11 protein-coding genes, 3 tRNA genes and 1 other RNA gene are annotated in these 14,508 nt (G+C 47.9%); 6 read left to right on the top strand and 9 right to left on the bottom strand.

Annotated elements, in window-relative coordinates:
* Positions 1-41: 41 nt before the first annotated feature.
* Entirely contained in the window at positions 42-1,334 is a 1,293-nt protein-coding gene (locus H8S54_RS00450) for a bifunctional folylpolyglutamate synthase/dihydrofolate synthase (RefSeq protein ID WP_021926462.1), read from the bottom strand.
* A 193-nt stretch (positions 1,335-1,527) separates the two neighbouring features.
* On the opposite strand from H8S54_RS00450, the gene H8S54_RS00445 reads away from it, so the two are divergent.
* From H8S54_RS00445 to H8S54_RS00435, 3 genes are all read left to right on the top strand, one after another.
* Positions 1,528-1,917, top strand: coding sequence for a putative ABC transporter permease (locus H8S54_RS00445; protein WP_021926461.1), 390 nt, complete (start codon positions 1,528-1,530; stop codon positions 1,915-1,917).
* A 77-nt stretch (positions 1,918-1,994) separates the two neighbouring features.
* Positions 1,995-2,918: an aspartate carbamoyltransferase gene (gene pyrB, locus H8S54_RS00440; RefSeq protein WP_117853487.1), complete on the top strand. Its 924-nt coding sequence runs from the start codon at positions 1,995-1,997 to the stop codon at positions 2,916-2,918.
* Positions 2,912-3,349 (top strand): aspartate carbamoyltransferase regulatory subunit, encoded by a 438-nt coding sequence (locus H8S54_RS00435; RefSeq protein WP_021926459.1) that lies wholly within the window; start codon positions 2,912-2,914, stop codon positions 3,347-3,349. The genes pyrB and H8S54_RS00435 overlap by 7 nt, the downstream gene beginning before the upstream one ends.
* Positions 3,350-3,509: 160 nt before the next feature.
* Here the strand turns inward: H8S54_RS00435 and rnpB are convergent.
* From rnpB to H8S54_RS00400, 7 genes are all read right to left on the bottom strand, one after another.
* An RNA gene (gene rnpB / locus H8S54_RS00430) (RNase P RNA component class A) lies at positions 3,510-3,860 on the bottom strand.
* Between the two features lie 71 nt (positions 3,861-3,931).
* Positions 3,932-5,596: a nucleoside kinase gene (locus tag H8S54_RS00425; RefSeq protein ID WP_021924991.1), complete on the bottom strand. Its 1,665-nt coding sequence runs from the start codon at positions 5,594-5,596 to the stop codon at positions 3,932-3,934.
* A gap of 79 nt (positions 5,597-5,675) precedes the next feature.
* The gene (locus H8S54_RS00420; RefSeq protein ID WP_021924992.1) at positions 5,676-6,458 is read right to left on the bottom strand and encodes a Nif3-like dinuclear metal center hexameric protein; all 783 of its coding nucleotides are present in this window, start codon (positions 6,456-6,458) and stop codon (positions 5,676-5,678) included.
* On the bottom strand, positions 6,445-7,179 hold the full coding sequence (locus H8S54_RS00415) for a tRNA (adenine(22)-N(1))-methyltransferase (protein ID WP_021924993.1): 735 nt from the start codon (positions 7,177-7,179) through the stop codon (positions 6,445-6,447). Before H8S54_RS00415 ends, H8S54_RS00420 begins: the two co-directional genes overlap by 14 nt.
* 10 nt (positions 7,180-7,189) lie before the next feature.
* Positions 7,190-8,317: an RNA polymerase sigma factor RpoD gene (gene rpoD / locus H8S54_RS00410; RefSeq protein WP_117853489.1), complete on the bottom strand. Its 1,128-nt coding sequence runs from the start codon at positions 8,315-8,317 to the stop codon at positions 7,190-7,192.
* 38 nt (positions 8,318-8,355) lie between these two features.
* Entirely contained in the window at positions 8,356-10,149 is a 1,794-nt protein-coding gene (gene dnaG, locus H8S54_RS00405; RefSeq protein WP_021924995.1) for a DNA primase, read from the bottom strand.
* Between the two features lie 373 nt (positions 10,150-10,522).
* A complete protein-coding gene (locus H8S54_RS00400) occupies positions 10,523-11,533 on the bottom strand; it encodes a deoxyguanosinetriphosphate triphosphohydrolase (protein ID WP_021926570.1) in 1,011 nt (336 codons plus the stop codon).
* Positions 11,534-11,746: 213 nt separating this feature from the next.
* Here H8S54_RS00400 and H8S54_RS00395 point away from each other — a divergent pair.
* The 3 genes from H8S54_RS00395 to H8S54_RS00385 all read left to right on the top strand — a co-directional run bounded on the left by H8S54_RS00395 (position 11,747) and on the right by H8S54_RS00385 (position 12,124).
* Positions 11,747-11,831, top strand: a tRNA-Leu gene (locus H8S54_RS00395).
* 67 nt (positions 11,832-11,898) lie between these two features.
* Positions 11,899-11,983, top strand: a tRNA-Leu gene (locus tag H8S54_RS00390).
* A gap of 56 nt (positions 11,984-12,039) precedes the next feature.
* Positions 12,040-12,124 (top strand) — tRNA-Leu (locus H8S54_RS00385).
* Between the two features lie 334 nt (positions 12,125-12,458).
* Here the strand turns inward: H8S54_RS00385 and H8S54_RS00380 are convergent.
* Positions 12,459-14,390: a nucleotidyltransferase family protein gene (locus H8S54_RS00380; RefSeq protein WP_021926571.1), complete on the bottom strand. Its 1,932-nt coding sequence runs from the start codon at positions 14,388-14,390 to the stop codon at positions 12,459-12,461.
* Between the last annotated feature and the right edge of the window lie 118 nt (positions 14,391-14,508).

The following is a 14,508-nucleotide window of genomic DNA, read 5'->3' as shown; positions in this document are numbered from 1 at the left end:
TCAATTTCTGTTGTAATACGCCGCACGCACACGGCAGTTTCTTATGAAATTCTCTCTTCTACCGCTCTTGTCAGATCCCCGATAAAGGACAGGGAACCAAAAGCCAGAATCACGCTGTTCTCATCATCCCCCGCATAAGCAAATGCCTTCTCCACTGCGTCTGCAATGCTCTTCGTGCTCTCTGCGCCGGGATTGAATTCCCTTGCTGCTTTTGCCAGTTCTTTCGCCGGCAGTGCACGGGGATTGTCCGGTGTCTCTATGGTGTAGATTTTTTCTGCAAAATGAGCGGTTTTCTCAAGAACGGTGCGGTACTCCTTGTCTGCAAAAACGCCCATAATGTAGATCAGCTTTTTCCCATTGAAGTAATGGCGGATGGATTCTTCCATCTTATCCGCTGCCCCGGCATTGTGGGCACCATCCACAATAAACAAAGGCTTCCGGCAGATCACTGTAAATCTTCCCTTCCAGCTTGTATGGGAAAGTCCATCCTTTCGCTGTTCCATGGTAGTATGCCATCCCAGCTCATCCAGAATTTCAAGTGCCTTAAGAGCCAGCACCGCGTTCTCCTTCTGGTAAACTCCCGCAAGGGAAATGTCAAATTTTTGTCCCTCATAAGTAAAGCTCTGCCCGAACACGCTCTCCTGCTCCAGAACTGCCTCGTCCGGGTCTGCTATTGTACAGGAAACGCCCAGCTGCTCACAGGTTTTCGTAATGACCTTTATAGCTTCCGACTCCTGTCTGGTGGTTACCGTCCTGCAGCCTGGCTTGATAATGCCGGCTTTTTTCTGTGCAATTTCTTCCAGGGTATTTCCAAGAAATGACATGTGGTCCATACTGATGGAAACCAGTACGGCAAGCTTGGTGTTTTTTATAATATTGGTGGCATCCAGATTGCCGCCCATGCCTGTCTCAAGAAGGACAAGATCACAATTTTCTTCTTTAAAATATAAAAATGCTGCCGCTGTCTCGATTTCAAATGGGGTGGGATGGTTCAGGCCTGCGTCTGTCATCTGGGTGATGACCTGGGAGATCCTGGCAACATGCCCGGCGAATTTCTCTCTGGAGATCCGCTCCCCTGCCACCTCCAGACGTTCCCTGTAGGAATATAAGGTGGGGGATATGTATCTGCCCACGCGGTAGCCTGCCCTTGTAAGGGTGGTATATAAATATGCGATTACCGAGCCTTTGCCATTTGTTCCGGCTACATGCACAAAGGGAACATCATCCTGAGGATTTCCCAGTCTGCCTAACATTTCCCGCATGTTGTCAAGTCCCAGTACGGAACCGTATTTCGCCGAATCGTCAATATATGCCCGGCACTCCTGATAGTTCATAAAAAAGTCCTCCTGTCGGAAATATGCGATGCTGCGCCTCGCTTTTCGGGAACCGCGAACTCCGCTTCGCTCCGTTTGCGTAGCGGAAATATCCGATGCTACGCCTCGCATATTTCCTTCATTATACCCTTACCGTATAAAATTGGCAAGAATGGGAATGTTAATTTTAACTTTTTACGAGGGAGGCTTACCAATGAACAAACATCCATTTCTCTTCTGCGGATTCACCGGATGGTGTCTGGAAATACTTTGGACGGGACTTCATTCCCTGCTTCGGGGAGATGCTGCCATGAAAGGCACCACATCCCTTCTTATGTTCCCCATTTACGGCTGTGCGGCGCTGATCATCCCTGCTTACCGCAGGATCAAAAATCTTCCCATTTTTCTTCGCGGATGCCTGTATACTGCCGGTTTTTACTTCGGGGAATTTACCAGCGGCTCTATTTTGCAGGCTTTTCACATGTGCCCCTGGGACTATTCCGGTGCTCCTCACCAGTACCGGGGAATCATCCGTCTGGACTATCTTCCCGTGTGGTTTCTCACCGGATTATTTTTTGAAAAAATACTTACAAAATCTTCTTGAAAAATCATCCCAAGTAGTATATGATAGGTCGAAGAGATTTTGAACTATAAAATAATGATTACAAATGGAGGTAGATCATGAGACACTTAATGAGTCCGCTGGACTTAAGTGTTCCGGAACTTGAGAAGCTTCTGGACCTTGCCAGCGATATTGAGAAAAACCCCAAAAAATACGCCCATACCTGCGACGACAAACGTCTTGCCACTCTTTTCTATGAGCCAAGTACCCGTACCCGTCTCAGTTTTGAAGCTGCTATGATGAACCTTGGCGGCAAGGTTCTTGGTTTCTCATCCGCAGATTCCAGTTCCGCAGCCAAAGGCGAAACTGTTTCCGATACCATTCGTGTCGTTTCCTGTTACGCAGATATCTGTGCTATGCGTCATCCGAAGGAGGGTGCTCCGTTAGTAGCTTCTATGGTTTCCAATATTCCTGTTATCAACGCCGGAGACGGCGGTCATCAGCATCCCACTCAGACTCTTACAGACTTACTTACTATCCGTTCTTTAAAAGGCCGTCTTGACAACCTTACCATCGGTCTGTGCGGAGATCTGAAATTCGGCCGTACCGTTCACTCCCTGATCGAGGCGCTGGTACGCTACCCGAATGTAAAATTCGTGCTGATCTCACCGGAAGAGCTTCGCATCCCAAGCTACATCCGTGAGGACGTGCTGAAGAAAAACAACATCGAGTTCGTAGAGGAAGAGCGTCTTGAGGATGCCATCCCGGATCTTGATATCCTTTACATGACCCGTGTTCAGAAGGAGCGTTTCTTCAACGAAGAGGATTACGTTCGCATGAAAGACTTCTACATACTGGACAAACAGAAGCTTTCCCTTGCAAAAGACGATATGTACATTCTTCATCCGCTTCCACGTGTCAACGAGATTGCCGTTGAAGTGGACAATGATCCGAGAGCTGCATATTTCAAACAGGCTCAGTACGGCGTATATGTACGTATGGCCCTGATTCTTACATTATTGGAGGTGGAACTGCCATGTTAAATGTTGGAGCACTTCGTGAAGGTTACGTATTAGACCATATCAAAGCTGGAAAGGCCATGACTATTTATCATGATCTGAAGCTGGACAAGCTTGACTGTACCGTTGCGATCATCAAGAACGCCCGCAGCAATAAGATGGGCAAAAAGGACATTATCAAAGTAGAATGCCCGATCGAAGACCTGGATCTTGACATCCTTGGCTTCATCGATCACAACATCACCGTAAACATCATCAAGGACGAGCAGATTGTTGAGAAGAAAGACCTTCGTCTTCCGAAGCAGGTTGTCAACGTGATCAAATGCAAGAACCCGCGCTGCATCACTTCCATCGAGCAGGGCCTTGACCAGGTATTTGTTCTTGCCGATGAGGAGAACGAAGTTTACAGATGCAAATATTGCGAAGAGAAATACAGAGGTCACAGAAATAAGTAATTTTTGATTATATTTGCGCAATTTAATAACAATACTAACAAAGTTCCCGTAGAAGTATGAAAGTGCTTCTGCGAGAACTTTTTTATTTTCTGACAGCAAACGGAATAAAAAAATGAGAAGACTCTGCATACACAAAATCTTCTCAGAATTTCTTTTTTGCTGCACAAGCAAACCGATAAGCCGGGTTATGTCGTTGAGTGATCATCTGTCTAGGCCTTCCGTTGCCAGAAGGCTCAAGCGACCCACCTGAAAGCACGACGGGCAGCCGTATCGCTTTCTTCTCGGTCTTGCTTCGAATGGAGTTTACATGTGCCCGGCCTGTTACCAGGACGGCGGTAGTCTCTTACACTGCCTTTCCACCCTTACCATGGAAGCCATGGCGGTTTATTTCTGTTGCACTGGTCTGGGAGTCACCTCCACCGGACGTTATCCGGCATCCTGCCCTGTGAAGCCCGGACTTTCCTCGTCTGAACCCTTTCGTCTGTCCAGCCGCGATCACCTGGCTTGCTTGCGCAACTGCTATTCTAACATTATTCCTTTGCTCTGTAAAGCCTAAATTTTAAAATATTGAACCGTGACCGATCAGGTATTGAAGCAGCTTCCTCCAATAAATTCCCGAAGCAGGGAATTATTCGGCACTTCCTCGCTTGGCACCGGAACAAAGTAATCGAAGAATTTCAGAAGCCTGTTGGCCTCCAGATACTCCGGATCCTCCTTGGCAATTCCAAAGAGCAGCGGCTCCGCATACACTTTCAGGCACGCCAGCTCATAAATCAGGGCAGAATTAAACATTACATCCGCCTCTTCCTGATACGGGAAAATGTTTTTCTCTTCTCCTCGTCTCACAGAAGGCCACCTTGCAATGGTCTCCTTGGCAGAAGTACCTCTTGTTCTTGCATCCCGCACAATCCTGCGGATCAGCCTGCCGTCTGTAGTCGGAATCCGGTTGTGCTCGTCAATATTCAACTGGGTCAGGGCGCTGATATAAATCTTAAACTTGCTCTCCTTCGGAAGCGCATAGCTTAACCTGTCATTCAGCCCATGGATTCCCTCAATTACCAGGATATCTTCTTTTCCAAGCTGAAGGAAATCCCCTTTATATTCCCTCTGTCCTGTCTTGAAATTAAACACCGGAAGCTCCACGCGCTCCCCTTTAAGGAGTGCCAGCATGTCTTTGTTAAACTGCTCTACATCAATGGCTTCCAGGCATTCATAATCCTTTTCCCCGAATTCATCAAGAGGGGTATGCTCCCGGTTCACGAAATAATTGTCCACTGCAATAGGATGAGGCTTCAGTCCGTGAGCCGCCAGCTGTATAGACAGCCTGTGTGAAAAGGTAGTCTTGCCAGAAGAAGATGGGCCTGCAATCATTACAAACTTCTTATTTCCAGCCTGGGCGATCTGCTCCGCGATTCTGGAAATCTGAGACTCCTGAATTGCCTCCTGCATAAGAAGGATTTTCTGGATTCCCTGGCTGGTAATCTGGTCATTCAGCTCCCCAACTGTGGAAATATCCAGCTTCTTCCCCCACTCCTCCGATTCCTTCTGAACCTGAAAGATTTTATCCTGGGGCAAAAATTCCGGGATCTCATCAGGTGCTTTCGCATCGGGAAGCATAAGCACAAATCCCTCATCATAAAGCCGCAGGTCAAAATATGGCACATAGCCTGTATCATAGGCCATTGCCCCATAGAAATAATCCTCGAAGTTCTCTATGCTGTAAATATTTACCCTGGAAACCCTGCGGTAGCGAAACAGCTTCTCTTTGTCATACATGCCGTGATGGTGGAAAAGAGCGATGGCTTCATCGGTATTTACGCTTCGCTTTTTCACAGGAATCTGTGCCTTTACCAGCTCTGTCATTCTTGTCTTCACCTGGTCAAGAAATGCCTGATCCAGCTCCTGTTTTCCTTCCATGGTAAAATAAAAGCCGCTTCCAACAGAATAGTGAAGCACCACTTTCTCTATCTTTTCCTTGCCTGCAAGATCATAGATGGCTTTTAGAAGCACCAGGCAGGCGGTACGCTTGTAGGTTTTGTTTCCAATGCTGTCCCTGGTTGTGATCAGCTTCACTTCACAGTCCCGGTTCGCCTTTTTGTGAAGCTCCCGGATCTTGCCTCCTGCGATTACCAGAATAACAGGGGCATCTGTAGTTTTCTCATAATCTTTTATTACTTCTTTATAGGAAATTCCAACAGGAAACTCCTTTATTTCTCCGTTTATCGTAAGCCTTACTGTCTGATCCATAAGCCCTCCTTATCCGGTATGACATGCCACTCATTGATACCCCGGATTGCTCCGCCGCTATGCGGCTCCCGCAATCTCGTTACAATATTGTATAAGGACTCTTCACCTTCGCGCAGGTGAATTTCAGTTCCGGAAAGGCCTTCTCAAGCCGTTCCTTCATGTCTTCCATGAAAATGTATTCTGTGCCGTAATGCCCCGCATCAATGATGCAAAGCCCCTGGGCAACGGTATCAATTCCGGTATGGTGGTCAATATCCCCGGTCACATACACATCAGCCCCGGCAGCCAGCACATCGGAAATCATGCTTTTCCCGGATCCGGTACAAACTGCTGCAGTCTCCACCATCTGATCCAGATTGCCGTATACCTTCACATCTGCCAGTTTCAGATTCTTTTTCACCAGAAGCGCATATTCCTTCAGCGTCATCTTCGCAGGAATTTTGCCAACGCGGCCAAATCCAATGGTCTCCCCATCCATCTCACCGGTGGCAGAGAGCACCTTTGTCTCTGATAATTCCAGATATCCGGCACTTAAATCAGCCATTCCAAGAATGTCATAGTTGGTATGCATGGCATAATAGGAGATTCCCTCACGCACCAGCTTTAGGATCCTGCGTCCTGTAAAGCTGTGGTTGTTGATTTTCTTAATGCCTGAAAAAATCATAGGATGGTGGGTGACGATCATGTCTGCCCCTGCCTCTATGGCTTCCTCAAGCGTTTCATCTGTCAGGTCGAGGGCCAGAAAAACATGGTGCACTTCCCTTTCATCATCCCCTGTAAGAAGTCCCACATTGTCCCAGTCCTCTGCCGCAGCTGCCGGAAAATGTTCATCCAGCCAGCCTGTCAGTTCATTTACTTTCATATTCTGCCAGCGCTGCCTTAATCAGCTGCGCTTCCTCCTTTACTTCCCGGATGCGTGCCGTCACTGCCTCCGCCTGAGGCGCAGCCTGAAGCTGCTTTAAAATATCTGCACGGATTCGTTCCTCTCTTAAAAGATAGCGGTAAAGAACTGGATTATGCTCCTTCAAAAGAAATTTCCCAAAAGCTTCCTCCAAGGTGTAGGGCGCCGCTTCCGAAACCAGATTCTCATTCCCATCACCTTCCGGACATGTCCTCACCACACGCATCATAGGATAAAATTTACCCTCTTCCTCCACCATTTTTTCTTCCACGATCTGAAACCCCTGTGACTGGATAAATCTGCGAAAATGGGGAATATCCGACTGGGGCTGCAAAATCATCTCAGAAAAAGAATCTCTCACAGACTGGCCGTCCGTGAGAATTCTTTCCATAAGAGGACCTCCCATTCCTGCGATTACAAGAGTGTCCCCCTCCCCGGCCTTCAGATTCTCAAGCCCATCTGACAGCCGGGTCTGTATGTACTCCTCCAGACCATACTGCCGGATATGCTCCTTCGCCCTGGAAAGAGGGCCTTTTCGTACATCCATTGCAATGGCCGATGGAATTTTTTTCTGCTGTATCAGGTACACTGGCAGATATCCGTGGTCGCATCCCACATCTACCAGCCTGTTCCCTGTTGTTACCATATCTGCGATTGCAGACAACCGTAAGGATAACTGCATGTCCCTCTCCTTAATCCAGATAATCCTTCAGCTTGCGGCTGCGGCTTGGGTGACGGAGCTTACGAAGGGCCTTTGCCTCGATCTGGCGGATACGCTCTCTGGTAACGTTGAATTCCTTACCAACTTCCTCAAGGGTTCTGGCACGTCCGTCGTCCAGTCCGAAACGAAGACGAAGCACCTTCTGCTCTCTCTCGGTAAGAGTTCCAAGAACTTCCACAAGCTGTTCCTTCAGAAGTGTGAAGGCAGCTGCGTCAGCCGGAACTGGAACATTGTCATCCTGGATGAAATCGCCAAGATGGCTGTCCTCTTCCTCACCGATAGGGGTCTCAAGGGAAACCGGCTCCTGGGAAATCTTCAGGATCTCACGCACACGGTCAACCGGCATGTCCATCTCCTCTGCAATTTCCTCCGGGGTAGGTTCACGTCCAAGCTCCTGGAGCAGCTGTCTGGAAACGCGGATCAGCTTGTTGATGGTCTCAACCATATGCACCGGAATACGGATGGTACGTGCCTGGTCTGCGATGGCTCTTGTGATGGCCTGACGGATCCACCATGTTGCATAGGTACTGAACTTGTATCCCTTGCGGTAATCAAATTTCTCAACTGCCTTGATCAGGCCAAGGTTACCTTCCTGGATCAGATCCAGGAACAGCATTCCGCGTCCTACATAACGCTTTGCAATGCTGACAACAAGACGAAGGTTGGCCTCTGCCAGACGTTTCTTGGCATTCTCATCTCCCTGCTCCATTCTCTTGGCAAGCTCAATCTCCTCCTCAGCGGAAAGAAGGGGAACCTTACCGATCTCTTTCAGATACATACGAACCGGGTCTTCAATGCTTACGCCTTCCGGAACGGAAAGGTCGATCTTGTCCAGTTCTACCTCTTCCTCATCGTCCAGGCCATCAATATCCATATCATCATCCAGCATCAGATCGTCTGCGCCATTGTCTGTGATTCGAAGCACATCCACGCCGCTTGCTTCCAGAAAGTCAAAAATCTTGTCCATCTGTTCCGCATCCAGGGGCTGGTCCTTGAAGAAGTCACTGATCTCCTGATATTCCAGTACATTTTTCTTCTTTTTTGCAAGTTCCAGAAGCTCCACCAGTTTCTCACTGAATTTGCCCATATTCATTTCCATAGGTACTCTAACCTCCATATAGTGTTAATATTTTATCCTTATTCAAAAGAAATATGCAATTGCTGCCTTTTTCTTCCAAGATCCTCCAGATTTTTCTTGGCCTGCACAAGCTCCTGCAGGGCTGCCATGTCTGTCGGATCCCAGTTTTCATTTTTCTTAGCCAGGCTCTCCTGCTTGATTCGAAGAAGAGCGTCTGAGAAAGCTCTCTCCTGCTCTTCCCTGGTCTCAAGATGGATAGTGGCATTAAACAGGGACGCCACTTCTTTTTGTTCGTCGCTGTCTGTAAATGCATTCAAAAGTCTGGCTGGATTCACATCCCCTTCCTTTCGCTGATTCCAGAGCATCTCTGCCACTTCTTTATAAAGAGGAACCACGAAATCCGAAGGCGTCAGATATTTCTCTACTGTCTCAAAAATTCCCGGATAGGTGACAAGCCAAGTAAGCATCAGCTTCTGGGATTTTTCCCCTGCACTTTCCTTCTTCCGGACTGCCGGGTCTCCTGATTTGGGCTGGATCCGCTTCTCTGCGGGAGTTCCCTTCATGGCAAGGGAATTCACACGCTTGCGCAGGTTCTCCACACTGATTCCGTATCTGCGGTATTCCTTCACGATTGCTTCAATGTAAAGGTTCCGCTCCAGCTCATCGGAAAGCTCCAGAAGATACTGGGCGCACCGGTCAAAGAACCGGTTCTGTCCCTGAGGCTCCTCCATGGGAAACTCTCCTGCCGCAATGCTTACCCGGAACATAAAGCTGTCCATGGCTGCCTCCAGCCTTTTTTCAAAGGCTTCTGCCCCTTCGGTCTTAATAAATTCATCGGGGTCCTTATGGGGCCGCAGGTTCACCACTCTGGAATTCACCCCGGCTTCCCGAAGAATGGGAATGGCTCGCAGCGCAGCCTTTACTCCAGCTTCATCACTGTCGTATAACAGCAGCACTTCCTGGGTGTAACGCTTCACCAGGCTTGCATGGCCGGACGTAAGAGCTGTTCCAAGGGAGGCTACCGCATTGGTAAAACCTGCCTGGTGCATAGAGATTACGTCCATATAGCCCTCGCACAGGATCAGGTAATTCTTTCTGGTGGTCCTTGCAATATTCAGTCCGTAAAGATTACGGCTCTTATCAAAGATCTGGGTCTCCGGGGAGTTCAGATACTTGGGCTTGCCGTCACCCATCACACGTCCTCCAAATCCGATCACACGGTTATTTACATCCATAATGGGGAAAATAACACGGTTCCAAAACTTGTCGTACATCCCCTGCCGCTCATCCACATTAAACAGTCCGGATTCCCGCAGCAGATCGTCAGTGTAATTCTGGGCTTTCAGATATTTGTACAGGTCATCACTGTATTTGTCCGAATAGCCAAGACCAAATTTCTTAATCATTTCCTCGCTCAGGCCTCTGCCTGTCAGATAGTCGTGAGCGGTTTTGCCGTTTTCACGGCGCAGCTGGTAGTAAAAATACTGGGCTGCCTTCTTGTTGATCTCAAGCAGGGTGGCCCGCTTCTCGGCCTTCGCCCTGGCAGCCTGGGAATATTCGATCTTGGGAAGCTCCACGCCGGCACGCTCTGCCAGATGGGAAAGGGCTTCTCCAAAGGAATAATTCTCGTACTGCATTACAAAATTATATACATTTCCTCCTGCTCCGCAGCCGAAGCAGTAATACATCTGCTTGGACGGGGTTACGGAGAAGGACGGCGTCTTCTCATTATGAAAAGGACACAGACCAAAATAGGAGCTTCCCTTTCTGGTCAGTCTCACATACTGGGATATCACATCTACAATATCATTTTTCATACGTACTTCTTCAATGATATCGTCAGAATAACGCATGCTTATCCTCCATTTCTGTTTCTAATAGTTACTGTTCACTTCGTGCCCAATAACACGCTTCGCGATGCACAGAAATCATGCTTTGCATGATTTCGCGCCGCACTTCTCGGGTTTTCTGTGAACTTTGTTCACCAAACGGACATGTCGCCTGCCGGCGACATCACCATATATGAAAGTCAGCTGTTCCGCGCCTATGGGCGCTCCCACAGCTGCCGACCGCATTCGTAATCCGGGCTATCGCCCTACTTACTCATACGGTCTAGCCCATCCGATATCCAAGAATTCGCTCATGCAAGCATGGCTCATTCTTGGCTGCCGTCTGGGACTTTCATAGTAAAACACCTCGCGGAACATTACCAGTGAACAGTAACTTCTAATATACCTCCCAGGCTCTCGGGATAAAGATCTCCTTGAATTTCTTCATAGAGTACTGATCCGTCATGCCTGACAGCCAGTCACATACCGCCCTGCTTTTGGGCACGCCCCTTTTCTCGATCAGGGCAAGGTACTCCCTGGACATGGCCTCCGGATGGTCTATGTAATACTGGTAAAGTTCCGTCAGCATTTTGATAGCCTTGGACTCTTCCTTTTTCGCTATGGGATTCAGATATACCTTCTGGAACATCTCCTGGCGCAAATCCATCAGTGCCTGCTCCACAGCTGGAGACATCTGTATGGACGGCTTATCCATGCTGTTCTCGATCACATCATGGACAAAGGTGTTCAGCCTCTCTCTTGTGGTCTGTCCCAGAAACTCCCTGAGGCCTGATGAAATATCCGTCTCCGTGATAATTCCGGCTCTCTGGGCATCGTCCATGTCATGGTGGACATATGCGATCTTATCGGAAAAGCGTACCACCTGTCCTTCCAGTGTAGACGGACTGCCGCTGGTACGATGGTTCAGGATTCCGTCCTTAGTCTCCCAGGTAAGGTTCAGCCCCTCTCCGTTCTTCTCCAGTACCTCCACCACACGGATGCTCTGCTGATAGTGGGCAAAGCCGCCGGGATGTACCTGGTTCAGTGCAGTCTCTCCTGAGTGTCCGAATGGAGTATGTCCAAGATCGTGGCCTAAGGCTATGGCTTCCACCAAGTCTTCATTCAGACGCAGCGCCTTGGCTATGGTACGAGCGATCTGGGAAACCTCTAATGTGTGGGTAAGCCGGTTCCTGTAATGATCTCCCTCCGGTGCCAGAAACACCTGTGTCTTATCCTTCATTCTGCGAAAAGCCTTGCTGTGCAGAATCCTGTCACGGTCCCGCTGATACACAGTGCGCACATCGCACTCTTCCTCCTCGCGGTCTCTTCCCCTGGACTTGCCGCTGTACGCCGCATAAGGGCAGAGCAGCTCCAGTTCTCTTTCTTCCATGCTCTCTCTGATATTCATAGATTCACTATCCTCCAAAGACTGACAGGTGTATTGATAATCTTCCTCCTATTAATTATATTCTACACAAAATTTCAAATTCCTCTTTTTTTCAAAAAGAAAATAAAATTTTTAAATTTTTTTCAAAAAATGTGTTGACAATCCCATACCCCTTTGTTATACTAATATCCGTCGCAGCGAGAAAGAAACAATTCTCCATGAGAAACGCGATATGCGGAAGTGTCGGAACTGGCAGACGAGCAAGACTAAGGATCTTGTGAGCATTGCGCTCGTGTGGGTTCAAGTCCCATCTTCCGCATGTACTACTTAAGGTAGTATGATAAATATTTAATCGCACAGAGATTGATCTCTATGAAGTGCGATATGCGGAAGTGTCGGAACTGGCAGACGAGCAAGACTAAGGATCTTGTAAGCATTGCGCTTGTGTGGGTTCAAGTCCCATCTTCCGCATGTACAATTAAATATTTGATCGCGCAGAGATTTCTGATCTCTACGAAATGCGATATGCGGAAGTGTCGGAACTGGCAGACGAGCAAGACTAAGGATTTTGTGAGCATTGCGCTCGTGTGGGTTCAAGTCCCATCTTCCGCATTTTTTATTTTATTCAAGAAATGTTAATGGCCTGCAACATGCCTGTTTTGCAGGTCTTTTTTAATTTCATACAAAACGGACATGTTGCCTGCCGTAGACGACATCATAATTTATAAAGCATAACTATTGCACGCCTATGGATGCCCTCGCAGCTGTCGACCGCATTCGTAATCCGGGTTGCCATGCTTACTCACAGGCTTTCGATCATGCAGGCATGGCTTATTCTTGGACACCTTCTGGAACTTTCATAATAAAATACCACCCATAATTTGTTTCCTGTTTTAACCAGGTGCAAATTACGGATGGTATTCTTTTTATCTTAGAAAAATTTTCCTTACTTCGGCAGTTCCGTCACCGTCTCCAGCTTAAAGCCTTCCCACATATCCGCGGAAATATTCCACTCTCTTAAATCCGTAACGATCTTATGATAAAAAGCCTGTCCGCCGCGGACAATGTCATAAGTACGCGCATCCCCTCTTGCTTCCAAGTGACGGCCAAAGCTGCAGTTGGTCACATCCTCAGGACCATAGTCATCCACATCCCCGCCTGGCCAGAAAATATACAGCCGCGGAATGTCATCAATCTGGCGAAGATCAATGCCTGCCAGCCTTAAGAACTTCTTGCCCACAGATTCATGCGCCGTAAACACATGGGAATAGCGCCATACCGTTCTTGTAAAATCAGACACGCGGAACTGTCCAAGCCAGTCCTCGTCCATCATTCCGTCCTGGGTCTCTCTGGATACGATCACCACTATAGGGAATAACCGTTCCGGATCTTTCAGTGCCGTAAGAAGGTTTCCAAACATTTCCTCTCTTATAATGCGGCGTCTGTTGGAGCACTCGGTTCCATTGACAATTCCGATATTGTCAACAATTGTCTTGTAATATCCTGGATAGCTGAAAAATGTAACCCCCGGATCCTGAATGGTATGCTCCCGCTCCGGCTGCGCATATCCGTTGCAAACCTTCAAGATGACTTCTTCCTGCCTGGAAACCTCAAGTCCTGCCTCTGAATACCAGATGCGGCCGCCCACCTCCATATCCATATGCCTTACGTGCATATTCAGACGGCGATTGGCAGGATCATAATTCACAGCTACATGATAGGCCAGAATATCCGCATGATAGGTGCTGGTCTTCTGGGGCATTCCTTTAAACAAAACGCCATATTTGCCCACGATCCAGCTGTAAATGCCGTCTGCTGCCTGCTGGAAAATCTCGGAAGCAGAAGCAGAAGTTCCCTCCTTCAGACGGCTTCCGTCTACCTTTGTGCACATCTGGAATACATTGTGCCGAATCAGCGGCTTCATTTCGTAATGCCAGGACTCTCCAAGGCTTTCCTCACGGCCATCATTGTATACGTCACGTTCCTTAAAAATAGCACTTAAGCGGCTGTCATGAAACTGGCTGTCGTTTAACAGCGCAATAATGGTATTTACATTGATCGGCACCTTGCGGCTGCGGTGAAGCAGCTGATCCACCAGAGTCTGCTTGCTGGTCTTGTAAATACGCTTGGCCAGATTCTCCACCTGCAGATTACAGTCCTCATCCAGAAGCTGTGCCACCTCAGGATAGAGCTGTCCCTCTCCAAGCTTCAAACGAAAATGGCTCTTGATCATATCGCTCCATCTTCCGGATTTGTAAAGGGAATGTCCAAGATCCTCAAACAGGGTTACCATGGATTTATCACAAAGCTCCAACGTCGCCAGAATGCTGTTAAAATACCGGGAAAATCCCTTGTAGTTCTTCCACAGCTCTTCTCCCTTGTACCGCATGTCATGCTCAATCTCATGCCAGCCTTCGAAAAACATGGTCTTGATCTGGATTTCAAAGGTATCATCAATATACATATCCCATGTCTCCGGGGAAATCTCAGATCTTAAATATTCAGGAAGCCTGCACACACCGTTTAGCTTGGTGGGCTTAAACTCCTCCTCACTGCGCTCGGAAGTGGACCATCCGATCACATCAAAGGTATTCTCCACAATATTCTGGCAAATCTCCACATCATCATCAAAGTACAGATTGATCCGGACACCCACCAGATCCTGAAGCTTCTTATTCTCTGCGCCATAATCCTTCAGGGCAAATTTATGAGCCATGGAGGATGCGGTCTTAATCCTGGAAAAAACCCTGTAATATAAGCCGCACTGCTCCAGACGGTCACTGATAATGCGCTTCAGATCCTGTTCCACAATAGCCGGAACCTTCACCTTAGCAGCCAATTCCTCCTTTGTGAAAATTACTCGTTTCTGTTCACTCACTAATTCTACACCACCAATTTATTCTACATTTCTTACGTTCTTTTAAACAATACATGTCAGAAACCATTTTTCTTTTCGTTTCTGTCACTAAACATACACTTCAGTATACCAGAATTTC

It is taken from the genome of Blautia segnis (assembly GCF_014287535.1).
Classification (GTDB): domain Bacteria; phylum Bacillota; class Clostridia; order Lachnospirales; family Lachnospiraceae; genus Blautia_A; species Blautia_A acetigignens.
This window is presented reverse-complemented; position numbering and strand designations above follow the sequence as displayed.

What these genes read in the sequence shown, in the direction of transcription:
- H8S54_RS00435 (WP_021926459.1), top strand. Translation starts at nt 2,912, where the DNA reads ATGTTAAATGTTGGAGCACTTCGTGAAGGTTACGTATTAGACCATATC.
- H8S54_RS00450 (WP_021926462.1), bottom strand. Translation starts at nt 1,334, where the DNA reads ATGAACTATCAGGAGTGCCGGGCATATATTGACGATTCGGCGAAATAC.
- dnaG (WP_021924995.1), bottom strand. Translation starts at nt 10,149, where the DNA reads ATGCGTTATTCTGACGATATCATTGAAGAAGTACGTATGAAAAATGAT.
- rpoD (WP_117853489.1), bottom strand. Translation starts at nt 8,317, where the DNA reads ATGGAAATGAATATGGGCAAATTCAGTGAGAAACTGGTGGAGCTTCTG.
- H8S54_RS00425 (WP_021924991.1), bottom strand. Translation starts at nt 5,596, where the DNA reads ATGGATCAGACAGTAAGGCTTACGATAAACGGAGAAATAAAGGAGTTT.
- H8S54_RS00415 (WP_021924993.1), bottom strand. Translation starts at nt 7,179, where the DNA reads ATGCAGTTATCCTTACGGTTGTCTGCAATCGCAGATATGGTAACAACA.
- H8S54_RS00420 (WP_021924992.1), bottom strand. Translation starts at nt 6,458, where the DNA reads ATGAAAGTAAATGAACTGACAGGCTGGCTGGATGAACATTTTCCGGCA.
- H8S54_RS00445 (WP_021926461.1), top strand. Translation starts at nt 1,528, where the DNA reads ATGAACAAACATCCATTTCTCTTCTGCGGATTCACCGGATGGTGTCTG.
- pyrB (WP_117853487.1), top strand. Translation starts at nt 1,995, where the DNA reads ATGAGACACTTAATGAGTCCGCTGGACTTAAGTGTTCCGGAACTTGAG.
- H8S54_RS00400 (WP_021926570.1), bottom strand. Translation starts at nt 11,533, where the DNA reads ATGAATATCAGAGAGAGCATGGAAGAAAGAGAACTGGAGCTGCTCTGC.